Here is a 24451-nt window from a genome sequence, read left to right on the forward strand (position 1 = left end):
CTATTGTCCGGACTCCGCCCATTTTCTTGCATTTTCATACTCTTCTGGATGATTCATATTGAAAAAGACTCGATCAAGGCTGCCCTCGAAATAAAGCTGCAGATCTGCCTCATCGAGGAAACGGACATTCAGCTTTTCAAGCATGTGCCTGATCCTCAAGTTTCCGTCTTCAATGCAGGACTTAGCCTCTCGCGCGATCCGTTTCTGGTATGCGGCAAAAAGCGGATGCTGACGGCCATGACTTACCGGCACGACCGCATCGTGGTGCTTAAGCGCTTTTACAAGGCTTGAGGCAAGCTCAGCGGATACAAATGGCATATCACAGGCTACAACGAAATTTTCCTCATAGTCTGATGCCTCAAGCCCTGCATGGATTCCCGCGAGCGGTCCGGAACCCGGATACTGGTCTGTTACAATTTTTATATTTAAAAACTGATAGGTTTCAGGATCATTCGTTACTAGAATTATATCATCAAATACGTGCTGTAACTCATCCTTAATTCTTTCAATATTCGTTTTTTCATGAAATTTCAGGAGAGCCTTATTCGTTCCCATCCTGCTAGATTTGCCGCCTGATAAAATGATCGCTCCGGCTTTCATCCCACAGCACCTTCTTTTAGTTTGTCTGTTTTGTTTCTCCAGCAGATTTATACCCATTCTCCTGGGCAACAAAGTCCAGGTGGATAGTGTTCAGGTCAAGCATTGCTGGTGTTGGCTTTACGATATATTGTCTTGTATCGATTACTTTAGTATACCCTTGGCATTCTTCACAAATCTGGATTTGCGCGGCTGATTCGCCTTCAATCGTCAGTACTTTCACTGTTTCATGATCGTTATTTCCGCAATGTGAGCAAGCTGTGCGGCGGTCATTCCAGTGCGCCGAACAACGCGGACAGTGCAGTACTTTCTTCCCTTCTCCTTCTAGCTGTGCAAGGCGTACAGGTTCGCCACATACAGGGCAGCCAGCGCCGTGTACACCGTGATGGATTTCACCCTGGACCTTGGCAGCAGTCAGCTGAAGGTATGGACGGAGCACCGTTTCTGCCATAAATTGTGGAATCCAGCCATCCAGCCCATTTTCCTCAGCAAAACTCGCAAAGTAAATATAGTTAAAAGCAAATGCTTCATCGATCCATCTCTTAGCTGTCTCTTCATCCATCAGACTTTTAATAATCTGCATCGAACTTTCTATCTCTGGTTGATACTTCGATAAAAGCCCACCTATATCCTCTATCCACTGTAAGAATAGGGAAATATCAAAGTCAATAGCCGCTAACGCAGTGACAGGCACTCCTGCCTCCATCGCCGCTTTATCAATCTTTGGACGGACACAGTCAGGATCCAGGGATGTCTTCCATTGTTCCTGCAATTCGATGATATCCTTCTGCAATTTCTGATACTCTTTTGAGACAACGGACTTTTTCATTGCTGCAGCCCCTCTTTCGCTCTATTATTCTAAATTTTGAAGGGAATGGAGCCCTGTCAGAGCAGCCATTCCCTCTATTAATGTTTTACGCGCCTTTTTTCTTGTTCTTGTTTTTATCAAGGTCAGGGAAATTGCCCTTCTTGACTTCTTCTTCATACCATTCTGTATAGTGATCCTTCGCCCACTCAGCAGGAACCTCACCTGTAATGACTCCAGTGTATCCCGGTCTTGAGTTTTTGTGGATGACACTCAGATAGATATGGCCGACCACTACCGCTATTGCCAGACCGAAGCCAACATTATGGGCAACATACGCCCACTGGACGATTGCTTTCGGAAACAGGTCCGGGAACCACATTGGGAAGCCGGAACCGATGATCAGGATCGCGGTCAGGATCTGGATGATGGAGTTGATTTTTTCACCAGCGTTAAAGAATGTTTGTTTTACATGCTTGAACTTAAAGCCGAATAGTTCTTTGACGAACTCAGTGAAAAACTGTATATCTCTTTTTTTCCAAGTAACAAGCTCTTTTCCCCAGCGCAGGAAGCCTTTAGGATCCATGATCAGCCAGATGAAAGTCGGCGTGATGAAGGTAATCGCGAAAATCCTGTGGAGCAGGCGCGCTCCTTCTGGTCCGCCTAATACTGGATAAAGCCAGTCAAACCACTCTGTATACATTGGCAGGGCCGTGATATACAATGCAAAGAATGAAAGGGCGTTCACAGCATGCGCGATAACAAAACCTTTCGAGAAACGCTTAACCTTCACACCTGAATACTGCGTATTACTCATGGCTGCCACCTCCATCCTCTTCATGGCCTTTGCCTTCTTTATTGAATAGCTTATTGGATACGAATGCCCCTACAAGCGCCATGCTTGTCGCTCCAAGCATCATCTTGCCGATTGGCTGTGCGTAATCCTTCCAGACAACTGCTGATGTTGGAACTTTTGGTTTTTCAGGAAGTCCATAGACAGATGGTTTTTCAGCAAGTACGTAAACCGTATGCGTACCGCCGACTCCTTCTGGGTTGTAAATCATTGCGTTCGGATACTTATCCTTGATTTCGCTCAGGCGCTTTTCAGCCTTCTTAAGCATTTCTTCTTGTGTGCCAAATTCCATTGCATCTGTGTGGCAAGTTGTCACACAAGCAGGCTGCATGCCTTCTTCAAGACGATCGACACACATTGTGCATTTCTGTGCCTTCTTGTATTCCTTGCCGTTCTTGTCTTTGTATGTCGCCAACTGGACAACATCGAATGGGCAGTTCTGCACGCAGTAGCCGCAGCCTACGCATTTGTCCGTATTGACATCCACTGTTCCGAAATCTGTGTAGTGCATGGCTTCTTCAGGGCAAACCTTAACGCAAGCCGCTTCCGAGCAATGGAAGCATGAAGAATGGCGGAAAAGGTAGTCCAGATTGCCTTTTGAATCTTCGTGTTCAATAAATGACAGGACGTTCCATGTGTTTGCTGTTACCTTTGCATGAGACTGGACGCTGCCCTGGAACTCTTCCGGTTCAGCCGGAAGATCGTTCCAGTTTTTGCAGGCGACCATACATGCGCGGCAGCCGTCACACTTGGTTACATCGACGTATTTAATATAGTCCGCCATTAGTCAGCCCTCCTTATATCACAGAGGAATGCCTTATATTCAGGAATGGTCGTATTCGCATCCCCGATATGAGGTGTCAAGCGGTTTGCTGTATCCCCTGTTGCGATTCCTTTATAGCCAAAGTGCCAAGGCATGCCGACCTGATGCACCTTCTTGCCGTTCATCATATGAGGCTTGAAGCGCTTGGTAACCATTGCATAGGCTGTGATATCACCACGGGCCGAGCTGACAATGATCTTATCTTTGTTCTTGATGCCTTTTTCCTTTGCGAGTTCTTCACTCATTTCAATATACATATGGCCTGACAATTCGGACAGCCATTCCTGGTTCCGTGTCATCGAACCAGACTGCCAGTGCTCAGATACCCTGTAAGTCGTACCGACGATCGGGTACTTCTTGCTGTCGCCTTTCAGGTTGAACTCACCCTCGATGATGACAACAGCCGGGTTGATCTCCTGGCTTGAGAAGGTATTTTTCACCGGACTTTCAAACGGCTCGTAATGTTCAGGGAACGGTCCGTCATTCAGCGTAGGTGCGAAGACTCCCGCTACACCGCCGTTAATCATGATGAATGGATTCGTTCCGCCTGGATCAGCTGGTGCAACTGTTGGCTTGAAATCAGGAATGTCATTTCCAGTCCACTTCTTCTGGCTTTCATCCCACCAGATGACCGCTTTTTTGTCGCTCCAAGGCTTTCCGCTTGGATCAGCAGATGCACGGTTGTAAAGGATTCGGCGGTTTGCAGGCCATGCAAATGCCCAGTTCAGGAAGTTCCCGCCGCCAGTATCCTTATTGTCACGGTTTTTAGCGCGGTTCTTGCCTTCCTCTGGATAGAAGCCTGAATAAATCCAGTTACCAGAGCTTGTTGTACCGTCATCTTTAAGGTCGCCAAAGCCTTTCAATAATTTTCCTGTCGTCAGGTCATAGCCGTTGATTTCTTTTGCTACAAGGTCGATATCCGGATGGTGGCCATCACCATAATTCCAGTACAGCGCATTGACCTGCTTGGCTGCAGCTGAACTTTCATTTTTGTAAAGGGCTTTGATATTTTTGACCAGCATGTGGATGATTTCCAAGTCAGCCAAGGATTCTCCTTTTGGATCAATCGCCTTCCAGCGGTATTGCATCCAGCGTGAAGAGTTAGACACACTGCCCTCTTTCTCATAAGAGCTTGCTGCCGGCAGAAGGAACACTTCTGTATCGATCTTCGATGGGTCGCTGCCCGCTTCTTCTTGCCAGAAAGCAGATGTCTCGGTTTCCCAAAGGTCAACCGCTACCATCCATTTAAGATTGGACAGCGCTTCTTTTTCCTTGCCTGCATTCGGGCCGCCGACTACAGGGTTTGTTCCAAATAAGAACGCACCTTCCAGTTCGCCTTTATACATAGCGTTGAACAAGTTGATGTGAGAGTAATTCTTGTTTCCTTTTGGAAGGTACTGGTACCCAAATTCATTCGCTTTTGTCGCATTCGGGCCGTACCAGGCCTTCAGCATACTGACAAGGAACTTAGGTTTGTTGCTCCAGTAACCGCCAGAAGGTGTTTCCTTAGTGTTGTAACCTTCTAACGTTGCATGCTCAGGGATGGCAGTTGGAGTTCCAACATATCCTGGAAGCAGGTGGTATAGCAGGGCAAAGTCAGTAGATCCCTGTACATTGGACTCTCCGCGCATCGCGTTGATTCCGCCGCCAGGAAGACCGATATTACCAAGCAGCAATTGGATGATACCAAAAGCACGGACGTTCTGTGTTCCAACAGTATGTTGAGTTGTACCCATCGCATACATGATCGTTCCGGACTTCCCGATTTTGCTTGTTGAACAGAATGTCTCACAGACCTTCAGGTAATCTTCTTTTGGTGTTCCGGTTACTGCGATTACTGAATCGACATCATAGCGTGAGAAATGCTTTTTCATCAGCTGGAATACAGAGCGCGGATGTGTAAGGGTTTTATCCTTTTTCGGATTGCCTTCTTCGTCCGTTTCAAAAGCCCATTTCGTTTTGTCATACTTGCGGGTTGCTTCATCATACCCGCTGAACAATCCATCATTGAATTCAAAATCCTTCTTTACAATGAAGGATGCATTTGTATATTCAGCAACATACTCTCTGTGGATCAAGTTATTCTCTAACGCATAGTTGATCATTCCGCCCATGAAGGCAATATCTGTTCCTGAACGAAGCGAAGCATAGACGTCGGCCTTTGAAGATGTCCTCGTGAAACGAGGGTCAACAGAGACGATTTTGCCGCCTTTTTCTTTCGCTTTAGTCAACCATCTGAAAGAGATTGGGTGATTCTCGGCAGGATTCCCGCCCATGATCAATGCACAATCGGTATTTTGCAGATCGCTCCAATGGTTTGTCATTGCTCCACGCCCTACTGTAGGTGCCAGACCGGCAACCGTAGAACTGTGTCATATTCGTGCCTGGTGTTCGAGATAGACGACGCCAAGCCCTCTCATCATTTTCGCAAGCAGATAGGTCTCTTCATTATCAAGAGCTGCTCCGCCTAAGCTCGCAATGGCTTCGGTCTTATTGACAAACATGCCATTTTCTTTTTCAATGAATGTTTTGTCGCGTGTTTCCTTCGTACGTTTTGCAATTGTTTCATACATCCAGTCCCAGCTTTTCTCTTCCCACTTCTTGCTTCCAGGAGCTCGATATAATGGCTTTGTTAAGCGTTTTTCGGATGTGTAGACTTGTCTGATTGTTGTACCTTTACTGCAAAGTGTACCTTCGTTGACTGGGCTATCCGGATCCCCTTCCGTATAAACCACAGTATTGTCCTTTGTGTGTACCAAGATTCCGCATCCTACGCCGCAGAATGCACAAATGGTTGGTGTAACAGTAGCTTTGGCAATCTTGAGTTCTTTTGATTTTGCGTGGACCTCTTTTTCGTTAAAGCCCAACTCGACAACCGCCAGGGTCGCCGCAGTGGCACCTGACAGCTTCAAAAACTGCCGGCGATTCAGGTTGATTTCAACCATCTCTCTCTCTCCTTCCCAATAGTTGCTTAGAACATCCCTAATCCCACAGGTGGTGTCAATTCAGTACTTGCTGGGCTTCCCCCCTTTCAAGTAAATCCTCAGAGGCAGCCGCCGGAGTTAGATCATCATTAATCCTCCTGGCAGATGTATAGACAGTCGCCATTTTCCCTCTCAAGTAGCCAACGACTTCAATGTTGAGGAAGCGGGCCAGCTGGATGGCCTGCTTTGTGGCCGCAGTGCGCGAGCCAATGACGGCAAAGCCAAATTTGGCAGCTTTTGAGAGCATTTCATATGAAACCCTTCCGGTCGTTAAAAGGACGAGCCGGTCGGGTTGCAAACGCTTTCGAATTGCGTGGCCAATAATCTTATCGACAGCATTATGCCTGCCGATATCTTCCCGGACTTCAATGCTGCCATCCTCCAGGATGATACAGGCACCGTGCATGCCACCCGTTTCAAGGTATAACGGCGAATTTTGCGCAAATTCTGCGCGTTTTTTCAACAAATATGTCAGCGAATAGGTTTCATCGGAATTCACTTTATTGAACTTCTTAACGTCCGTCATCGAGAAGAAGGTCACTCCCCGTCCGCAGCCGGCAGTATAGTGCTTCTTTTTCGAGAACATCTGCTCAGGATCAAAGGAATTACATAATGCTACATCCAATGTGCCGGTCTTTTCGTTAAATTGGGCGCTGACAACATCCTCCGGCCCATCAATCAAACCTTCTGAAAAAAGGTAGCCATATACCCAGTCTTCCAAATCCTGATTTGTCAGCTGGAATACCGCAATCTCATACCCATTCAGCTTCAGGCTGATTGGATATTCTTCAGGACAGCCTTTCTTGATCATGTTCTTCACCCCTTATCTGGTACTTCATCTCCGGGCTCCGGTGCAACTATCGACTTCTTCCCTGCCATCATCGGTGTGATGGGATTGAAAGACTGTTATGAATCTTGCAAGCTATTATTCAGCTCTCTTTTAAAAATTAGGAACCTTATATTAAAAAAACATTCCACTATGCAAAAAGGGTTAAATACCCCTATGCCTTTAATGTACTGGAAATTACAAGGTTGTAACCGTTTCAATTGTTACAATAATATAGATGAAAATTGTCTATTTTTTAAACAAAGGCTGAATTTGAGATTTTTCATTTACGAAAAATCTTTTAGTGGGTCAATTTTCACATAGTCAACTGTAAATCAATTTATTTTTTCCCTCAGTAACTTTCATCACGTCAAAGCACTAATGCCACAAAATCGTCAAAAGTTAATTTTAACCATTTAAAAAAAGATGCAAATCCAATCCTTTGTCTAAATCTATAGAATTGGTATAATCATAAGAAAGTGATGAAGGTGACTTGTCTTGTATTAATGAGCAGTCGCCATTCTTAAAATGGAGGTAGTATAGATGAGTTTGAAAAAGGTGTTAACAATCGCAGGTTCCGATACAAGTGGCGGCGCTGGCATCCAGGCTGACCTTAAAACCTTTCAGGAGCTAGGCGTATATGGAATGACCGCTCTTACCACGATTGTGACAATGGATCCTAAAAATCACTGGCATCACGAAGTATTCCCACAGCCAGTTGAGCTTGTCGAAAAGCAGCTTGAAACGGTTCTTTCCGTTGGAATAGATGCAATGAAGACAGGTATGCTCGGAACAGTTGAGATCATCGAGCTATCTGCACGTAAAATCGATGAACATAAATTGGACAGGGTAGTCATTGACCCTGTAATGGTATGTAAAGGGGAAGATGAGGTCCTGATGCCCGAAAACACAGATGCAATGAGAGAATTGCTTCTGCCAAGAGCAACAGTTGTCACTCCGAACCTGTTCGAAGCATGGCAGCTGGCACAAACTGGGCCAATCCGCACAATCGATGACATGAAGGAAGCAGCGGTGAAGATCCATGATCTAGGCGCTAAGAACGTTATGATCAAGGGCGGTAACAAGCTGAACCATGAAAAAGCCGTGGACCTGCTTTATGATGGAAAAGACTTCACTCTTTTCGAATCTGAAAAAGTCGAGACAAGCTTCACACACGGCGCTGGCTGCACATTCGCATCTGCGATCACTGCACAGCTGGCAAAAGGCAAAACAGTACCTGAAGCATTGGAAGTGGCCAAAGGGTTCATCACCGAAGCCATCAAGCACGGCTTCAGGCTGAATGAATACGTAGGCCCAACTGCACACCTGGCGTACAACAAGTACGCAGGCGGCAATCGCGGGGAATAAAGGCAAAACAAAAAGAGGCTGTCTTCAAAGCTCAACATCTTGAGCTCTAGACAGCCTCTTTTCTGTTGCTGAATGATATAAACATTAAAACACATGCATTTGTCCGATAGAGACCTTCTAATGGACATTTTTCCAGGAATTCCTCATATGTTTGTCCGATAGAGACCTTCTAACGGACACTTTTCTCGCAAATCCTCATGAATTTGTCCAATAGTTACTATATCTTCCGATTGATACGAAGAACCCGGTCTGCCATATAACTATGGAAGAACCATTCACCAGAGGCGATCAAAACGGACGCAAAAAGAGCTGCGAAAACAATGCCATCACTTTGCTCGAATAACATCAATCCAAGACCCCATATCACGAAAAATGAAAGGGCGAGGTCAGATAGAGAAGCGGTAAGATTGCTTGTTTTCGGAAGAATAAACAAGTCACCGGCAAGATAGGAAATCGCTCCAAGAACGAGGGTAATGACGAGAATATCACCGATCCCAGCAAAACTGCCTATTAATAGAAGAAGAACAGCAAATGTCATGATGCCTTTTATCAATAATGCCTTTGCGTGGTTCATAAGCTCCCTCCTTTTCCCTCACTATTTCCATTTACCTTCCTGATTAAACACTTTCTGTAAGAGCCACCTTGGAAATATATTCGAAACTAGAAGATACTTTATGCATTTATTCAGGCGTACATTTCGCTTTTAGAAGGATTTTTTAGTAATATAGATAAAAGTGAATTAACATAGAAGGCCATTCATTCGGCTATTATAAACTGAAAACTTCTAAGCCCAGGAAGGAGGAACAAAGATGGATCCGGTGATTTTATCCGAAGTCCAGGAAGCCCTGGACCGTTTTAAAGACAAAGAAGTCTATATTCATTTAGAAACAACAAATGGGGCGTACGCATCCCACAACAACGAATCATTCTTCTCATCAGGCGCTTATATCCGCAATGCGAAGGTAACCTATGAACGCGCGAAGATAACTGGTGAGGGCCCTTATCGGACTGGTTTGAAGATACCTTTTGGCTGGGTTTACGCTGAGGGAATCACACACTACGAAATTGATGACAAAGGAAGGCTGCTGCTTGCCGGCCATGACTTTAACGGAAAGCTTGCCGTCGCCCTTGAAATAAGTGAAACACCGTTCGAATAATTTATTTGGACTTGGCTGAAAGGAGAGATTTTACAATGGAAAAAGAAAGGCATGTACTTGTCGTATTCCCTCATCCTGATGATGAGGCATTCGGTGTTTCCGGAACAATCGCATCCCATATAAACATGGGAACGCCTGTCACATATGCCTGTTTGACACTTGGACAGATGGGACGGAATATGGGGAATCCCCCGTTCGCAAACAGGGAAACTCTTCCTGCTATACGGAAAAAGGAATTGAAGGATGCAGCGCGCGCTATGGGTATCAATGATTTGCGCATGCTCGGGTTCCGTGACAAAACGGTTGAGTTCGAGGATGAAAATATGCTGACCAACCTGATGTCTTCATTGATCACAGAATTGAATCCTTCGCTCGTCATCACCTTCTACCCTGGCTACTCTGTCCACCCGGACCATGAGGCAACCGGTGCGGCTGTGGTACGCGCAGTTGAAAAAATTCCCGAAGCTGACAGGCCGAAGCTCCATTGCGTCGCATTCTCACGAAACTGTGTCGAAGAGCTTGGCGAGCCGGATATCGTTTATGATATAAGTGCTGTCGCGGACATCAAGCTTGATGCAATCCGTGCACACCGCTCCCAGACAGAGCTGATGCTTGAAGAAATGGCTGATAAACTGAAGGAAAAGGATCCAAAAACGTTGGCCTGGCTCAACAATGAACGCTTCTGGACATATAAGTTTTCATGATAAAGTCCACCCTAATAAGGTGGATTTTTTCATTTTCGTTCATAAACTCCCTCAATCATCAAGCCTTTTACGAATACAACCTTTTCCTCCGGCTCCCCTTTAATCTTCCATACCGATTCCTTGAATCCGAGGAATTTGCTGTTATCAGTTTTGCCAATCAAGCGGTCGATTTCAAAGGTTTTCTCGCCATTATTATAATACTTTTGATAAGTTTCATAGCCTCGGTGGAACTCTTTGTCTTTATGGACAATTACTCCGTCTGTTCGATTCATGTATACATCTAAACTCACATCATAGAAATAAAGCCCAACGATCAGAAGAACCGGAACAAGAAACAGCACCATACGCTTCTTTTTAAAAAACAAGAGATCACTCCCCCCTATTTTTGAAAATTTTCAGTTATCTCCACCTCGTATGATAGCATATAAACCCAGAAATAGGCATTTGTGAGACAATGTCGGTTTTTATCTTTATTTGTGAGTGATTACTCACTATACAAAATCAAATATCTGCGTTATGCTTTCAGTAAGTGATTACTCACTTTTATAAAAGGATGGTGAAAATCCCATGATTGTTTCAATTAAAAATGTAAGTAAAAGCTATGGGAATCATAAGGTTTTAGAAAATATCAATCTAGAGATTGAGAGCGGAGAAATTTTTGGACTGCTTGGCCCGTCAGGAGCAGGAAAAACGACTCTGATCCGGCAGCTAGTAGGTCTTGAATCGCCAAGTGAAGGAGAAAACTATCTTTTCGGCGAAAAAATGCCTTCACTGAGGCTGATTGAAAGGATTGGCTATATGGCTCAATCGGACGCACTCTATACTGAATTGTCTGCGAAAGAAAATCTTGAATTCTTTGCTTCCTTGTTCGGTCTCAAGGGCACGCACCGGAAAAAACGTATTTTAGAAGTATTGCAGCTTGTCGACTTATCTGATCATCTAAACAAACTGGTAACCAATTATTCTGGCGGCATGAAGCGTCGTCTATCGCTCGCTTCCGCACTGCTTCATGAACCAGAATTGTTGATCCTCGATGAACCGACTGTCGGCATTGATCCTGTTCTGCGCCAGAGCATTTGGTCAGGTTTCTATGATTTGAAGGCAGAGGGAAAGACGCTGATCGTTACAACACATGTCATGGACGAAGCCGAAAAATGCGACAGGCTGGGACTGATTCGAGATGGCCGTCTGATCGCGGTCGGCACTCCTGCAGAATTGAAGGAAAAGACTGGTTCTGCCAGCGTTGAAGAAGCATTTTTAGCATACGGAGGTGTCCAGCATGAGAATTAGAGCTTTAGTGATCAGGATCATCCGGCAGTTCCTAAGGGATAAAAGGACACTTGCAATGATGCTTGTCGCCCCGCTCCTGATCCTGACGATGCTCCACCTTGTTTTTAACGGTGAAAACTATGTTCCAAAGGTCGGTTTTGTGGATGCTCCTGCTGTTGTAATGGAGAAGATGGACCTCGAGGATGCCACAGTGAAAGAATATGACTCTGCAAAAATGGCAAAAGATGATGCTTTGGTACGAAAAATTGATGGGTATATCACCTTTAATGGCCCTATAATAGATAAAATCGTTTTAGAAGGAAGCGACCCAACAGTTAATGGTTCGGTTATGAAATGGATCCAGCAAGCAACGAAGCCATTGACGTCATCACAGGGAAATCTGGCTGTCGATTATCTTCATGGCTCAGACGATATGGGACAGTTCGATTATTTCGGACCGGTTCTATTAGGGTTCTTCGCTTTCTTTTTCGTCTTTATCATTTCCGGGATTTCTTTTTTACGGGAAAGAACTAGCGGTACACTGGAAAAATTACTTTCAAGCCCGATAAGGAAGTGGGAAATCGTCGTTGGCTATGTACTCGGATTTGGGCTTTTTACGATGCTGCAGGCGACCCTGATTGCCTGGTATGCCATCTATGTCCTCGGCATGCTGATGGAAGGATCCTTCATCTATGTATTATTGATTACCTTAATGCTGTCAATGACAGCGCTGACGCTCGGTACACTTTTGTCCGCATTCGCAAACAATGAGTTCCAGATGATTCAGTTTATCCCGGTCATCATCGTACCGCAGTTCTTCTTTTCCGGACTGATCAATCTCGATACGATTTCCGATTGGCTGAGCTGGCTCGGGCCAATTACGCCGCTCTATTATGCTGCCGAAGCATTGCGTGATATTATGGTAAGAGGATACGGATGGGATGCCATCTACGGGAATATGCTGATGCTGGCCGGATTTTCAGCACTGTTCATCTTCCTTAATATTTTGGCATTGCGGAAACACCGCGCAGTTTGACCGCGGCGAAAGGAGCAACACATGAGTGACCAAGACTTAATCATTGATGAACTAATCGATGGCGAAGACCTGACCGAGAAGCAAAGGAAAATCATCATATCGGCGATTGAATCCTTTGCCGAAAAAGGGTTTTCCGCCACTTCAACCAGCGAAATCGCCAAAAAGGCAGGCGTTGCTGAAGGTACGATTTTCAGACACTATAAAACAAAAAAGGATTTGCTGCTGGCGATTGTCGCTCCAATGATGGCAAAGTTTGTGGCACCTCTTTTTATAAAAGATTTAAAAAGGGTCCTGGACCAGGACTATGAGCATGTTGAAGATTTTCTCAGGGCAATGCTGGAAAACCGCCGGGGGTTCTTGATCAAAAACCTCTCTACAGTCAAAATTTTAGTGCAGGAAATTCCTTTCCACCCGGAATTGAAGGATTTATTCAAGGAACATATCGCCCTTAAAGTTTATGCACTGTTCGAGAAGCTTGTTGAGCATTATCAGGAAAAAGGCCAAATCATTCAGATCCCTGCCTACAGTGTGTTCCGGATGATCTTCTCCTCCATCTTTGGCTACTTGATCGCTAGGTATATGATCCTGCCTGAAGCAGACTGGGATGATGAAGCAGAAACAGAGCGGACAATTCAATTCATTATGCATGGGTTGGCAGGACCGAACAGCAGCAAAAAATAAAACCGGGCTTGGGTGCCCGGTTTTATTTTGATTTAAAACTGGAAAAAATCATGGATAATTTCCAATTCGCTATAAAAATTTTGATTTCGCTATAAAAATCAGATTTTCGCTATATTATTCGATTTTTCGCTATATAAATGGGATTTTCGCTATATAATTGAAATTATCGCTATAAAAAAAGATTCTCGTTCTCTTTTTATCGATAAACCAGCCCATCTTCTAGGTTTATAGAGCCTTTTTTTATAAAACTGCTTTAGAAATCAAAAAACCTCACTCAATTACTGCAATTCATCAACTTTTACGCGATAAAGCTTGTCATCGCCTTCTCCTGGGGTGCCGCGGCCATCGGTATTGTTACTGATAAAATATAAATGATCACCTCCCACGATGACATCGCGGATTCGGCCTAATCCTGTGACTACTTCTCTCGTTGTTTTCGCTGCAGGGTCGAACTCACGGAGTGCGTTGCCTCTCAATGTCGCGACATATAACTTTCCGCCATGTGCCGCCATCCCTGATGGTGCCCATGTATTGCTTCCTGAATGGAAAATTGGCGTTTCCATGCCCTGCTTTGTGTCATCACCGGTCATCTCCGGCCAGCCATAGTTTTTGCCTGCCTCGATCAAATTTATTTCATCCTGTGCGGATGGGCCGTGTTCGCTGGCATAGAGTATTCCATCCTCCGACCAGGCAAATCCCTGCGGATTGCGGTGGCCATAGCTGTATACATAGGAACCTGCAAAAGGATTATCTGCCGGAACCGATCCATCAAGATTCAGACGGAGGATCTTGCCGCCAAGCGAACCTAGATCTTGGGCGATTTCCGGATTGGTTGCCGCATCGCCTGCCGTGGCGTAAAGCTTTCCATCCGGCCCGATTTTTAGCCTGCCTCCGTGATGGAAGCGTCCGCTCGGGATGTTATCGAGCAGCAGCTTGCCTTCCACCCATTCATCATTTTTCAAGATCAATTCGACAATCCGATTGAACTGCCCGGTGCCATTCTCGTATGTATAGTAAGCAAATGCCTTGTTGGACTGTTCGAAGTCAGGCGCAAGCACAAAGCCCAGAAATCCAGCTTCTGCTGCCTGTGACAATTCCTTAATAAAAGAAACCTTCTGCCGCTCTGAGTTGCCGCCCTCCACTTTTACAATCGAACCCGGGCGTTCGCTTAAGTAAAATGTCTCGCCAATTTTATTAATGGACCAAGGCACTTCGAGATTTTCCGCAACAACCTCGAGTTCGTCAGCCTGGGCAACAGCCTCTTTGCCTTCTTCTGGTTTTTGACCAACTTCACCTGCAGGTTTTGTTTGATCACCGCCGCCCGAACATCCTGCCATCAACATCAGCATTGCCAGTAACACATACAAGAATCTTTTCATGACACCTCTCCTTGGTTTTCATAACGTTTTGAAAATCAATCCTGCAATCAATTTCAATCTTCCAACACCTTCATGATTGCTTTTCCTACACCGCTTTCTTCATTCGTTAATGTCACTTCGCCGCATAAAGCCTTGATTTTCTCCGCTGCATTCCCCATTGCGACCGGTTTGCCGACCCTCTCGAGCATCGATACATCATTGAAATTGTCACCAAGCGCCATCGTTTCCTCCATGGTGATTCCTCTTGATGCTGTGAATTTTTCCAGAGCAACGCCTTTTTGAGCGTCCAGGCTTGTGATTTCGATATTCTCACGGCCGGATGAACTGACCGCTAGCCCTGTGATTTCCTTCAGGCCATTCCTTGCAGCCTCAAGCTTGGCATCATCCAGCGAAAAAGCGAGCAGCTTGTAAATTTCATATTGGTCGTCCTCGAATAATCGGTCATAATGTTCTATCTTCGTAATCAGTCCTTTGTGCATCCTTTCCTCAGCAGCCTCAGCAATTTTTTCAATCGGCACTTCAGGGTTTGCGGTTGAAAAAATATCAACGATAATTGAGATTGCCTTGTCCTCATCTTCAGTAAAGGTACCTTTGTTTGTATAAACCTCGAAATACACACCGCTTTCGACAAGCCTTAGTGCTGCCTGCCGGGCCTTCGCTTTATCGAGCGGACTTGATGAAACGATTTCCCCATCCTCGGAACGGACCTCGGCTCCATTTACACAAATCATCGGCAGTTTAAGGCCTGACTCCTCAAGCACGAACCTTGCTTCCTGATAGGAACGGCCGGTTGCGACTACAACCTCGATTCCGTTCTCTTTTGCTTTTAAAACTGCTTCCTTATTTTCCGCAGTGATCTGCTGGGTAGCAGTCAAGAATGTTCCATCCATATCTGTTGCTATGCACTTAATCATGTTTTCACCTTCAGTTATTTTTTTCAGTATTAACAATCATGATAGACCATCAAACTCACGACAGCAAATAATACGTGTATATACTAATTTTCCAATTATTATGACCATAATGTACCCCTTCCATTTCAGGCTTGAACTAATAATCTATAAATTTAAATATCTTAAAAACTTACATATTGTCATTGTAAAATTCATATGCTATTATGAATCCGAAGCTGCAATCGTTTGCATATCAGGGCAGCATTAAATCAGCATCAGTAAAAATCCAATTAATTCAAGGTTTTTACTGCTTATAACCCTAATATGTAAGCGTTTTAAAGGTGTTGTATTAAATCAATATCAGCTAGAGTTTGATGCAAAAATATGCAAACGCTTTCGGAACGCATGTGGTTGCATGCAAAAAAAATATAAAATTTGGGGGTATCTCAACAATGAAAGCAAAAAAGCTATTTCCAGCAGTTCTTTCTCTTGGACTTTTGATTGGCGGAGGTCTTGCAGGATGTTCATCAGGCGATGACAAGACATCTGGAGAAGGTGGAAAAGACGGAGAAAAAGTAACCGTTGATATTTTCCAATTCAAGGTTGAGTTCAAGGATCAGTTCGAAGATATCGCAAAAGCTTATGAAGAAGCTAACGAAGCTGTTGATATCAACATTACAACTGTCGGCGGCGGCGAAGATTACGGCGCTGCTCTAAAATCCAAGTTCGCTTCAGGCAATGAACCAACCATCTATAACGTAGGCGGACCGCAGGACGTTGCAGACTGGGAAGATAAGCTTGCTGACCTTTCTGACACAGATGCTGCAAAGGCTGCTCTTAGCGGAACTCTTGAAGGCGTAACAAAAGACGACAAAGTACTTGGACTTCCATATAACCAGGAAGGCTATGGCTTCATCTATAACAAAGCAATTTTTGAAGAAGCGGGCATCGATCCAAAGAGCATCACTAGCTACAGCGCATTAGAAGAAGCGGTTAAAACGCTGGACAGCAAGAAGAAGGACCTGGGTCTTACTTCTGTATTCGCTCTTCCTGCAAAAGAAACTTGGGTAACAGGACTTCACCTGTCAAATGTGTTCCTTGCACCTGAGTTTGACCAGAATGTCATCAACGCTTTTGAATCAAAGGAAGTTACTTTTGAACATGGCGATGCATTCAAGAAGATTCTTGACCTGCAAAACGAATACTCAGACCAGCCTACTGTAAGCCTTGACTATGCTAAGCAGGTTGAAGAGTTGTTCTCTACCGGCAAAGCGGCAATCATCCAGCAAGGTAACTGGGTAGCAGGTTCAATCGCAGGTATCGACGAAGAGCTTGCTAACAGCGGCGTAGGCATCCTTCCGATCCCTGTTGAAGGCTACAAAGAAGATTCAATTCCTGTAGGCGTGCCAATGTACTGGGCTGTAAACAGCAACAAGGACGAAAAAGAAGTAGCGGCAGCTAAGGAATTCCTTGATTGGCTATACACTTCTGAAGAAGGTAAAACTGCTGTAATCGAAGACTTCAAATTCATTCCTGCTTATGAAGGATATGATGCTGGCAAGATCTCTGATCCACTAGCAAAAGAAATCTATGAATACTCTTCAGCTGGCAAAACATTGGCTTGGACATTCATGGGTTACCCAACTGGATGGGGACAAGAAAAGCTTGGCATCAACATTCAAAAATATGTGAGCGGCGAAATGACTTGGGACGAATTAGTAGAAGAGTCTTCCAAAGCTTGGGCAGAAGCTCGTAAGTAATAAGTGTTAACTAAAGAAGGAAACAGAACGGCTGCGGCTGTTTTGTTTCCTATCTTTTTTCCTTGAAGCTGTATTGCATTCGCTTCGGAAAATTTACTTCCCCTGATATCACAAAGATAGGAGGATTTACAGATGCGAAACCGGAACCTCTGGTACTGGCTTTTCCTGGCTCCAGCTCTACTTGCGCTTGCTGTCGTGGTCATTTTGCCGCTGGCATACGGTGTGTACTACTCATTTACTGACTGGAACGGGATCAAGACACCTTCATTTGTAGGCCTTGAACATTATAAAGCGCTTTTTGCTGAGGAAGAATTCAGAGATGCATTATGGTTCACAACAAAGTTCACTGTTGTTTCTGTGTTCCTGATCAACTTTTTCGGTCTTTCACTTGCATTGCTTGTCACGCAAAAATTCAGGACGAATAATATCCTGAGAACGATTTTCTTCATGCCAAACCTTATTGGCGGACTGATTTTAGGTTTTATCTGGCAGTTCATTTTCACAAAGGTTTTTGCAAGCGTCGGAGAACTGATCGGCGTTGAGGCTTTGGAGGGATGGCTGTCCACCGAGACAACAGGCTTCTGGGCAATGGCGATTCTGATGAGCTGGCAGATGGCTGGTTACATCATGGTCATTTATATTTCATTCCTGGAAGGAGTGCCGCAGGAATTGCTTGAAGCAGCCGAAATTGATGGTGCGAACAGCTTCCAGCGTTTTTATCATGTCACCTTCCCGCTGGTCATGCCTGCGTTCACTGTCAGCTTGTTCCTGACACTTTCCAACTCGTTTAAGCTTTATGACCAGAACCTGTCACTCACTGGCGGCGGACCATACAACTCCACTCAGATGGTCGCGATGGAAATTTTCAAAACGGCATTTGTTGAAAACGCGATGGCATTCGCTCAGGCAAAGGCGGTCATTTTCTTCCTGATTGTTGCGGCTATTTCGCTTACACAGGTTTATATCAATAAAAAACGGGAGGTCGAGATGTAATGAAAAAGAAGAAGCAGAGCAGAATCATTCTTGAAATTCTCGGCATCATCCTTGCCCTGATCTGGCTTTCCCCGTTTTACCTGATGATCGTCAATTCTTTCAAGACGAAAAGAGAAATGTTTGAGGATACCTTAAAGCTTCCCGATGTTTTTTCATTCGAGAATTACACAGTAGCCTTTGAGCGTTTGGATTTTCTAAAAACCTTTTTCAACTCTGTATTGATTACATTGCTGGCTGTGTCTGTTATCATCATTTTTTCATCAATGGCTGCCTATGCCCTTTCAAGACGCGGCGGGAAAACCAGCGGGATTATCTTCATGCTGTTTGTTGCAGCAATGCTCATCCCATTCCAGTCTGTCATGATTCCACTGGTGTCCATTTTTGGTAAGCTTGAAATGCTCAACAGAGGCGGACTGATTTTCATGTACCTTGGTTTTGGCGCAAGCTTGTCCATTTTCCTTTACCACGGGACATTGAGCGGGATTCCGAAGTCGCTCGATGAAGCGGCAACAATCGATGGTGCGAACCGGTTCCAGATTTTCTGGCACATCATTTTCCCGATGCTAAAACCGGTGTCCGTTACAGTAGCCATCTTGAACATCATCTGGATCTGGAATGACTACCTGCTTCCTTCCCTTGTCATCAATAAGCCGGGAATGGAAACAATTCCGCTTAAGATGTTCTTCTTCTTTGGGGAATATACTAAACAATGGCATTTGGCACTGGCAGGACTGACGATCGCGATCATTCCGGTCATCATTATTTACTTCTTCCTCCAAAAGCAAATCATCAAGGGAGTTTCAGAAGGCTCGGTAAAATAATCGATACTATAGGAGAGACGACCAATGGCAGTCACAATCAAAGATGTAGCGAAGGCAGCCGGTGTGTCACCATCTACCGTTTCCAGGGTGATAGCAGATCACCCTCATATCAATGAAGGAACGAAGAAGCGTGTACGGAAGGTGATGGAGAAACTCGGGTACCACCCGAACTTCCAAGCACGAAGCCTGGTTGTAAGGAGTACTGAGACAATCGGTATCGTTATGCCAAATTCGGCTACCCAGGCATTGCAAAATCCATTTTTCCCTGAGGTTATCAGGGGCATCAGTATGAAAGCCCATGAACATCAATTCGGAGTTTATTTAACGACTGGCATCACCGACGAGGAAATCTTCCAGCAGGTTGTATCGATGGTGCAGGGCCGCAGGGTTGACGGCATCATCCTCCTGTATTCAAAGACGGATGACAAAATCATGAACTACTTGCTGGAGCGTAAGTTTCCGTTTACCGTCATCGGGCGCCCGAGTATGAACGCTGAGCGGATCACCTATGTCGACAATGACAATATTTATATTACCAAACAGGTTACTGACTATCTGATCAATCTGGGCCACCAAAAAATTGCTTTTATTGGTTTCAACTTAGAGCATGTTTTTACAATTGACCGGCTGGAGGGCTATAAGCAAGCCCTGTACGAAGCTGGCATCCCATTTGACGACAAATATATTATCCACGAGCAATGCTTAAAATCCGAAGGAAAAGAAGGCATCACCAGATTCCTGTCCTCACATGAGCCGCCTACTGCTTTGGTAGTGGCAGATGATTTTACCGCCATCGAGCTTATGAGTTATTCCGAGGAACTGAATATCAAGGTGCCGGAAGAAATCTCAATAGTAAGCTTCAATGATGTACCGCTCGCGGAACATATGAAGCCGCAGCTGACTTCTGTTAATATCGACATCTTCCAGTTAGGTTTCGAAGCGGCTAACTGTTTAATAGAAATCATCAAAAATCCGGCTGCATTGCCAAAAAGAGTGACAATCCCGGCGAGAATGATTGAACGAAAATCATGCAGTCCAATTCATAAGTAGTTCTTGGACAGCACAAAATGACTAATATAAAATAACTGAATACATCAGGATCATACAAAGAAATGAGGGTTCACATGAAACACAAATGGTGGAAAGAGGCTGTTGCCTACCAGGTATATCCAAGGAGCTTCATAGATTCCAACGGCGACGGCATCGGCGACTTACAAGGAATGATTTCAAAGCTTGATTACTTAAAGGACTTAGGGATCGATGTGATCTGGATTTGCCCGATGTACAAATCCCCTAATGACGATAATGGCTATGATATCAGTGATTACCAGGATATCATGGATGAATTCGGGACGATGGAAGATTTTGACCAGCTGCTTGCTGAAACGCATAAACGCGGCATGAAGCTGATCATCGATCTTGTCATCAACCATACAAGCGATGAGCACAAATGGTTCATTGAGTCCCGTGAATCCAAGGATAGCCCCAAGCGCGACTGGTATATTTGGCGTGATGGCAAGGACGAAGCCGAGCCGAACAACTGGGAAAGCATCTTTGGCGGTTCTGCCTGGGAATATGATGAGAAGACGGACCAGTACTTCCTTCATATCTTCTCCCGGAAACAGCCGGATTTGAACTGGGAAAACAAAGAAGTCCGTACTGCATTGTACGACATGATCAATTGGTGGCTTGATAAGGGCATTGACGGTTTCCGCGTCGACGCAATCTCCCACATTAAAAAAGAAGAAGGCTTGAAGGACATGCCGAATCCTGAAGGAGTAAAGTATGTTTCTTCTTTTGACAAGCATATGAATGTCGACGGGATCCAGACATTCCTAGAGGAATTGAAGGAAGAAACATTCTCTAAATACGACATCATGACAGTCGGCGAGGCAAATGGCGTCAGCATCGAGGAAGCTGATCTTTGGGTCGGCGAGGAACAAGGAAAGTTCAATATGGTATTCCAGTTTGAACACCTTGACCTGTGGGACTCTGAAAAGAAGGCACTTGACCTGGCAAAATTGAAGAAAACTTTTACCCGCTGGCAAAAAGGGCTTGAAGGCCACGGCTGGAATGCATTATTCATCGAAAACCATGATAAAGCCCGGATCGTTTCAACCTGGGGTGATGACAAAGAGTACTGGCGCGAAAGTGCGACAGCGCTCGCAGCGATGTACTTCCTGATGCAAGGGACACCATTCATCTATCAGGGCCAGGAAATCGGCATGACCAATGTCCAGTTCCCTTCGATCGAGGATTATGATGATGTCGCGATCAAGAACCTTTATAAAATCCGACGCGAAAACGGTGTGCCGCATGAAGAGATCATGGATTTCATCTGGGCTACAAGCCGCGACAATTCCCGGACGCCGATGCAATGGTCAGATGCTGAAAATGCCGGTTTCACAACAGGCAATCCTTGGCTTGGCATGAACCCGAATTACACAGATATCAATGTCGAAGCCCAGCTCAAAGACCCGAACTCCATCCTTCATTTTTACAAAAAAATGATTGAGATGAAGAAGGCTAATGAAATTTTCACCTATGGCACATACGATTTGGTTCTTGAAGACCATGCCCAAATCTATGCCTATACAAGAACATTGGACGACAAGCAAGCCCTGGTCATCTCAAACATTTCCGGCGAGCAAGCAGACTTCGAATTCGATGGATTCCCGCTTGAATCAAGCCAATTGCTACTGAACAACTATAAGGATGAAGAACAGGAATCTTTATACACATTGAAACCTTATGAAACAAGAGTATATATGAATTAAATTTTAATGGGAGTGCCTAATATGATGGCACTCCCTTTTTTATGGCTCTGTTATTCAGTCTGTTGATTTTCGTTCCAGGCGCTTCGCTTTTCGCGGGGAAGAATTAAGAAAAAGCCCAACTGCCGGCTTTTTCAAAAAATCAAATTCTTCCTTGCAGTCGGAGAGCCTCCTCGGCGCTTCATGCGCCTGCGTGGTCTCCCCAAGACTTGCTCATCCCGCAGGACATTGATTAGCTTCCACAAATCATCCACGCACGATGGAAATGCGTTAGCATTTTCGGAGGGGTCTTCGCGCCTTCCACTACAATCAACAGGGCTTAAGAACACATAGGGCTTTAACAGAGCATCAGTGATGATGGCAGCTACGAATTTGATTCATTTTCGCTTATCTGGGAAAAAGAAGGAGTCACTCCATACTTCATTATCGCCGGCGGAAAACTGGCAGGCTTTGTCCTGATTCTCGAAGCACCTTTTTGCAATTCCTTGTGTTCTTCAAAACCAATTCCATGCTGCTGGTAAATCTTATTCCAAAATCGGACTGCAGGCTTGTTCTGAACAAGCTGAGAGATGTAATAGCTTCCTTTGTTTTGACTAAATATTTCAGATACGGATGCTTTTGCGACTCCTATCCCCCGGTATGGATTGAGAATGAAAAAGTCATTGATCACTTTATCTACTTTTTTCGTTCTGCAAATCTTTTGTATAAGCGGACAAATCATGCAGGTATAGTGAATATAAATTGTGCAATAATTCCTTTTTATCTGAGCCAACTTTTTCCAAAATAATTTTCATTCTTATTCTCCCTCACTAAATAAGGTAATAGTCCTATTAAGAATTCACTCAAAATAGGAGGAATCCTGCTGAAAAAAATTGAATTTTACATGAGGGTGGCGGATTGACGTTTAGCTTGCTTGCTTTAGGAGAATATAACACAGGAAGGAATTGGGGAGAGAAAAGTGTTGGCAAAACAGGGGTTATGCATTAAAATAATTTTTGGCTTATAAATATGTATTTTAAGGGTGAAATCATTTTGGAAAAACCATTACGTAAAAGAAGATCTACCGGGGACTTTTTAGCATTTATCATTCCCTCGTTAATAGGAATATTTTTCTTTATGTTACCAATCTCCTATAATGGAGAAATCACGATACCAATCGCCGTCTTATCCGGATGGCTCCAGGACTTGCTTGGCGGGACGCTGCCTGCGATCATGACTGTGATCATTGTTCTGACGTTAATTGGAACATTATTAATTAAAAGCGTTAGACCAGAAGTCCTTAATCGCAATCATTTTCTTAAATCTTTATTCGATGTTCCCACTGTCTGGCTCATTGCCCGTATACTCGGAGCTATTTTTGCAGTTATGACTTTGTTTCAATTAGGACCGGAAGCAGTCTGGTCAGCTAACACAGGCGGACTGCTGCTGAACGACCTTTTGCCAATCCTTTTCTCTGTGTTTCTTTTTGCAGGATTGTTCCTGCCTTTATTGCTGAACTTCGGTTTGCTTGAATTGTTCGGCACCTTGATGGCTAAAATCATGCGCCCCATTTTCACATTGCCTGGCCGCTCTTCCATCGATACTCTCACATCATGGCTTGGCGACGGCACAATCGGGGTCCTTCTGACAAGCAAGCAATATGAAGAAGGCTATTATACGAGAAGAGAAGCAGCCGTCATCGGGACGACATTCTCTGTTGTCTCCATCACTTTCAGCCTTGTCGTCATTTCCCAGGTTGACCTGGCTCATATGTTTGTTCCATTCTACTTGACTGTGACACTGGCTGGTGTGGTTGCAGCCGTCATCCTTCCGCGAATCCCGCCTCTTTCCAGGAAGCCGGATACGTATTATGTGGAGCAGAACAACGACTACTCTGAGGAAAATATTCCAGATGGCTATACACCTTTCTCCTGGGGTATGACACAGGCTGTCGAAAAAGCCAGCAGCAATAAAAGCTTCAAGGATTTCCTGCTTGCCGGTGTCCGCAATATCCTTGATATGTGGATGGGTGTTGCGCCGATCGTAATGGCGCTTGGAACACTTGCGCTGATTGTCGCTGAATACACACCAGTATTCCAATGGCTTGGAATGCCGTTCATTCCGCTGCTTGAGCTAATGCAGGTTCCTGAGGCGAAGGCTGCATCAGAAACTTTAATTGTCGGCTTTGCGGATATGTTCCTTCCATCCGTTATCGGCGCAGATATCGCAAGCCCGATGACAAGGTTCATCATTGCGTCGGTTTCCGTTACACAGCTGATCTATATGTCTGAGGTTGGCGGCCTGCTGCTTGGATCAAAAATCCCTGTCAGCTTCGGAGAATTGTTCATCATTTTCCTTCAGCGTACATTAGTGACATTGCCAATCGTAGTACTGGTTGCACATATCATTTTTTAAATGATGAATATGAACGTGAATTAATCTTAATACAACCGAAAAGATTTAAAACTGCGAAGACCGGGTGGCGAGATGCCATCCGGTTTTTTATGGTTAGGCAATTATTTCTTAAATATAGATTGGAATCCTGAAAAAACGGATGAAAAATCCGCCGAAATGGACCGGATTTTGCGAAAATGGAAAGGAATTCCCCGATAATGGACTATTAATGGCTGGGGATTCTATTGGAATGGTCCTGGTTCTTCGAAAGCGGTTCGGAATTCCGCGAAAATGGGCTGGAATTCTGCGAAATCGAACCATAATTCCGCGAAAACTTTACGACCCCCTAATTCTT

Annotated in this window: 23 protein-coding genes and 1 pseudogene; 12 read left to right on the forward strand and 12 right to left on the reverse strand. The window is 44.6% G+C overall.

Translation table 11 applies throughout. The features are described from left to right. The 7 genes and pseudogenes from mobA to fdhD all read right to left on the reverse strand — a co-directional run bounded on the left by mobA (position 1) and on the right by fdhD (position 6873). Positions 1–600: a molybdenum cofactor guanylyltransferase gene (mobA, locus tag J7I80_RS21905; protein ID WP_214741382.1), complete on the reverse strand. Its 600-nt coding sequence runs from the start codon at positions 598–600 to the stop codon at positions 1–3. 16 nt (positions 601–616) lie between these two features. Beyond that, entirely contained in the window at positions 617–1426 is an 810-nt protein-coding gene (locus J7I80_RS21910) for a formate dehydrogenase accessory protein FdhE (RefSeq protein ID WP_214741384.1), read from the reverse strand. Positions 1427–1511: 85 nt separating this feature from the next. Continuing rightward, complete coding sequence (locus tag J7I80_RS21915; protein WP_214741386.1) at positions 1512–2219, reverse strand: formate dehydrogenase subunit gamma; 708 nt, start codon at positions 2217–2219, stop codon at positions 1512–1514. Continuing rightward, complete coding sequence (locus J7I80_RS21920; RefSeq protein ID WP_214741388.1) at positions 2212–3039, reverse strand: 4Fe-4S dicluster domain-containing protein; 828 nt, start codon at positions 3037–3039, stop codon at positions 2212–2214. The genes J7I80_RS21915 and J7I80_RS21920 overlap by 8 nt, the downstream gene beginning before the upstream one ends. Next, positions 3039–5438, reverse strand: a pseudogene (fdnG, locus tag J7I80_RS21925) (formate dehydrogenase-N subunit alpha); the annotation flags it as partial. The pseudogene fdnG and the gene J7I80_RS21920, both read right to left, overlap by 1 nt. 12 nt (positions 5439–5450) lie before the next feature. Further along, positions 5451–6023 carry a twin-arginine translocation signal domain-containing protein gene (locus J7I80_RS23770; RefSeq protein ID WP_225650169.1) on the reverse strand — a complete coding sequence of 191 codons (573 nt, stop codon included), beginning with the start codon at positions 6021–6023 and terminating at the stop codon, positions 5451–5453. A gap of 55 nt (positions 6024–6078) precedes the next feature. After that, the gene (fdhD, locus tag J7I80_RS21930) at positions 6079–6873 is read right to left on the reverse strand and encodes a formate dehydrogenase accessory sulfurtransferase FdhD (protein WP_214741392.1); all 795 of its coding nucleotides are present in this window, start codon (positions 6871–6873) and stop codon (positions 6079–6081) included. Between the two features lie 558 nt (positions 6874–7431). Between fdhD and pdxK the strand changes: the two genes are divergently transcribed. Continuing rightward, a complete protein-coding gene (gene pdxK, locus J7I80_RS21935) occupies positions 7432–8256 on the forward strand; it encodes a pyridoxine/pyridoxal/pyridoxamine kinase (protein WP_214741394.1) in 825 nt (274 codons plus the stop codon). A gap of 217 nt (positions 8257–8473) precedes the next feature. Here pdxK and J7I80_RS21940 read toward each other — a convergent pair whose 3' ends face one another. Further along, the gene (locus tag J7I80_RS21940; RefSeq protein WP_214741396.1) at positions 8474–8830 is read right to left on the reverse strand and encodes a DUF2512 family protein; all 357 of its coding nucleotides are present in this window, start codon (positions 8828–8830) and stop codon (positions 8474–8476) included. A 235-nt stretch (positions 8831–9065) separates the two neighbouring features. On the opposite strand from J7I80_RS21940, the gene J7I80_RS21945 reads away from it, so the two are divergent. Continuing rightward, on the forward strand, positions 9066–9413 hold the full coding sequence (locus J7I80_RS21945; protein ID WP_214741398.1) for a YojF family protein: 348 nt from the start codon (positions 9066–9068) through the stop codon (positions 9411–9413). Positions 9414–9448: 35 nt separating this feature from the next. Further along, positions 9449–10117, forward strand: coding sequence for a bacillithiol biosynthesis deacetylase BshB2 (gene bshB2, locus J7I80_RS21950; protein ID WP_192471960.1), 669 nt, complete (start codon positions 9449–9451; stop codon positions 10115–10117). 29 nt (positions 10118–10146) lie between these two features. On the opposite strand, the gene J7I80_RS21955 is transcribed toward bshB2, so the two are convergent. Then, positions 10147–10482 carry a hypothetical protein gene (locus J7I80_RS21955; protein WP_214741400.1) on the reverse strand — a complete coding sequence of 112 codons (336 nt, stop codon included), beginning with the start codon at positions 10480–10482 and terminating at the stop codon, positions 10147–10149. A 202-nt stretch (positions 10483–10684) separates the two neighbouring features. Here J7I80_RS21955 and J7I80_RS21960 point away from each other — a divergent pair, with 202 nt between their 5' ends. Genes J7I80_RS21960 through J7I80_RS21970 form a run of 3 tightly spaced genes read left to right on the forward strand, consistent with a single transcriptional unit; the run spans position 10685 to position 13103 of the window. Further along, a complete protein-coding gene (locus tag J7I80_RS21960; protein WP_214741402.1) occupies positions 10685–11407 on the forward strand; it encodes an ABC transporter ATP-binding protein in 723 nt (240 codons plus the stop codon). Then, complete coding sequence (locus J7I80_RS21965) at positions 11397–12422, forward strand: ABC transporter permease (RefSeq protein WP_214741404.1); 1026 nt, start codon at positions 11397–11399, stop codon at positions 12420–12422. The genes J7I80_RS21960 and J7I80_RS21965 overlap by 11 nt, the downstream gene beginning before the upstream one ends. Before the next feature lie 21 nt (positions 12423–12443). Then, on the forward strand, positions 12444–13103 hold the full coding sequence (locus J7I80_RS21970; RefSeq protein WP_214741406.1) for a TetR/AcrR family transcriptional regulator: 660 nt from the start codon (positions 12444–12446) through the stop codon (positions 13101–13103). 278 nt (positions 13104–13381) lie between these two features. On the opposite strand, the gene J7I80_RS21975 is transcribed toward J7I80_RS21970, so the two are convergent. Both J7I80_RS21975 and J7I80_RS21980 read right to left on the reverse strand, forming a co-directional pair. After that, a complete protein-coding gene (locus J7I80_RS21975) occupies positions 13382–14482 on the reverse strand; it encodes a PQQ-dependent sugar dehydrogenase (protein WP_214741408.1) in 1101 nt (366 codons plus the stop codon). A 53-nt stretch (positions 14483–14535) separates the two neighbouring features. Next, complete coding sequence (locus tag J7I80_RS21980) at positions 14536–15396, reverse strand: Cof-type HAD-IIB family hydrolase (protein WP_214741410.1); 861 nt, start codon at positions 15394–15396, stop codon at positions 14536–14538. A gap of 431 nt (positions 15397–15827) precedes the next feature. On the opposite strand from J7I80_RS21980, the gene J7I80_RS21985 reads away from it, so the two are divergent. The 5 genes from J7I80_RS21985 (at position 15828) to J7I80_RS22005 (ending at position 21726) form a co-directional block, all read left to right on the forward strand. Next, on the forward strand, positions 15828–17135 hold the full coding sequence (locus tag J7I80_RS21985; protein ID WP_214741412.1) for an ABC transporter substrate-binding protein: 1308 nt from the start codon (positions 15828–15830) through the stop codon (positions 17133–17135). A gap of 132 nt (positions 17136–17267) precedes the next feature. Beyond that, positions 17268–18128, forward strand: a complete 861-nt coding sequence (locus J7I80_RS21990) for a carbohydrate ABC transporter permease (protein WP_214741414.1) — start codon at positions 17268–17270, stop codon at positions 18126–18128. Further along, positions 18128–18949 (forward strand): carbohydrate ABC transporter permease, encoded by an 822-nt coding sequence (locus tag J7I80_RS21995; RefSeq protein ID WP_214741416.1) that lies wholly within the window; start codon positions 18128–18130, stop codon positions 18947–18949. The genes J7I80_RS21990 and J7I80_RS21995 overlap by 1 nt, the downstream gene beginning before the upstream one ends. A 24-nt stretch (positions 18950–18973) precedes the next feature. Continuing rightward, positions 18974–19999 carry a LacI family DNA-binding transcriptional regulator gene (locus J7I80_RS22000; RefSeq protein ID WP_214741418.1) on the forward strand — a complete coding sequence of 342 codons (1026 nt, stop codon included), beginning with the start codon at positions 18974–18976 and terminating at the stop codon, positions 19997–19999. Positions 20000–20073: 74 nt separating this feature from the next. After that, on the forward strand, positions 20074–21726 hold the full coding sequence (locus J7I80_RS22005) for a glycoside hydrolase family 13 protein (protein ID WP_214741420.1): 1653 nt from the start codon (positions 20074–20076) through the stop codon (positions 21724–21726). Positions 21727–22087: 361 nt separating this feature from the next. On the opposite strand, the gene J7I80_RS22010 is transcribed toward J7I80_RS22005, so the two are convergent. Continuing rightward, the gene (locus tag J7I80_RS22010) at positions 22088–22393 is read right to left on the reverse strand and encodes a hypothetical protein (RefSeq protein ID WP_214741422.1); all 306 of its coding nucleotides are present in this window, start codon (positions 22391–22393) and stop codon (positions 22088–22090) included. Between the two features lie 362 nt (positions 22394–22755). Here J7I80_RS22010 and J7I80_RS22015 point away from each other — a divergent pair, with 362 nt between their 5' ends. Then, the gene (locus J7I80_RS22015) at positions 22756–24117 is read left to right on the forward strand and encodes a YjiH family protein (protein ID WP_251027916.1); all 1362 of its coding nucleotides are present in this window, start codon (positions 22756–22758) and stop codon (positions 24115–24117) included. The last annotated feature ends 334 nt before the right edge of the window (positions 24118–24451 follow it).

Source organism: Bacillus sp. ISL-41, assembly GCF_018613235.1.
GTDB lineage: Bacteria > Bacillota > Bacilli > Bacillales > Cytobacillaceae > Mesobacillus.

Excerpts from the sequence above, each read along its gene's own strand:
- mobA (WP_214741382.1), bottom strand. The coding sequence starts at position 600 with ATGAAAGCCGGAGCGATCATTTTATCAGGCGGCAAATCTAGCAGGATG.
- J7I80_RS21910 (WP_214741384.1), bottom strand. The coding sequence starts at position 1,426 with ATGAAAAAGTCCGTTGTCTCAAAAGAGTATCAGAAATTGCAGAAGGAT.
- J7I80_RS21915 (WP_214741386.1), bottom strand. The coding sequence starts at position 2,219 with ATGAGTAATACGCAGTATTCAGGTGTGAAGGTTAAGCGTTTCTCGAAA.
- J7I80_RS21920 (WP_214741388.1), bottom strand. The coding sequence starts at position 3,039 with ATGGCGGACTATATTAAATACGTCGATGTAACCAAGTGTGACGGCTGC.
- J7I80_RS23770 (WP_225650169.1), bottom strand. The coding sequence starts at position 6,023 with ATGGTTGAAATCAACCTGAATCGCCGGCAGTTTTTGAAGCTGTCAGGT.
- fdhD (WP_214741392.1), bottom strand. The coding sequence starts at position 6,873 with ATGATCAAGAAAGGCTGTCCTGAAGAATATCCAATCAGCCTGAAGCTG.
- pdxK (WP_214741394.1), top strand. The coding sequence starts at position 7,432 with ATGAGTTTGAAAAAGGTGTTAACAATCGCAGGTTCCGATACAAGTGGC.
- J7I80_RS21940 (WP_214741396.1), bottom strand. The coding sequence starts at position 8,830 with ATGAACCACGCAAAGGCATTATTGATAAAAGGCATCATGACATTTGCT.
- J7I80_RS21945 (WP_214741398.1), top strand. The coding sequence starts at position 9,066 with ATGGATCCGGTGATTTTATCCGAAGTCCAGGAAGCCCTGGACCGTTTT.
- bshB2 (WP_192471960.1), top strand. The coding sequence starts at position 9,449 with ATGGAAAAAGAAAGGCATGTACTTGTCGTATTCCCTCATCCTGATGAT.
- J7I80_RS21960 (WP_214741402.1), top strand. The coding sequence starts at position 10,685 with ATGATTGTTTCAATTAAAAATGTAAGTAAAAGCTATGGGAATCATAAG.
- J7I80_RS21965 (WP_214741404.1), top strand. The coding sequence starts at position 11,397 with ATGAGAATTAGAGCTTTAGTGATCAGGATCATCCGGCAGTTCCTAAGG.
- J7I80_RS21970 (WP_214741406.1), top strand. The coding sequence starts at position 12,444 with ATGAGTGACCAAGACTTAATCATTGATGAACTAATCGATGGCGAAGAC.
- J7I80_RS21975 (WP_214741408.1), bottom strand. The coding sequence starts at position 14,482 with ATGAAAAGATTCTTGTATGTGTTACTGGCAATGCTGATGTTGATGGCA.
- J7I80_RS21980 (WP_214741410.1), bottom strand. The coding sequence starts at position 15,396 with ATGATTAAGTGCATAGCAACAGATATGGATGGAACATTCTTGACTGCT.
- J7I80_RS21985 (WP_214741412.1), top strand. The coding sequence starts at position 15,828 with ATGAAAGCAAAAAAGCTATTTCCAGCAGTTCTTTCTCTTGGACTTTTG.
- J7I80_RS21990 (WP_214741414.1), top strand. The coding sequence starts at position 17,268 with ATGCGAAACCGGAACCTCTGGTACTGGCTTTTCCTGGCTCCAGCTCTA.
- J7I80_RS21995 (WP_214741416.1), top strand. The coding sequence starts at position 18,128 with ATGAAAAAGAAGAAGCAGAGCAGAATCATTCTTGAAATTCTCGGCATC.
- J7I80_RS22000 (WP_214741418.1), top strand. The coding sequence starts at position 18,974 with ATGGCAGTCACAATCAAAGATGTAGCGAAGGCAGCCGGTGTGTCACCA.
- J7I80_RS22005 (WP_214741420.1), top strand. The coding sequence starts at position 20,074 with ATGAAACACAAATGGTGGAAAGAGGCTGTTGCCTACCAGGTATATCCA.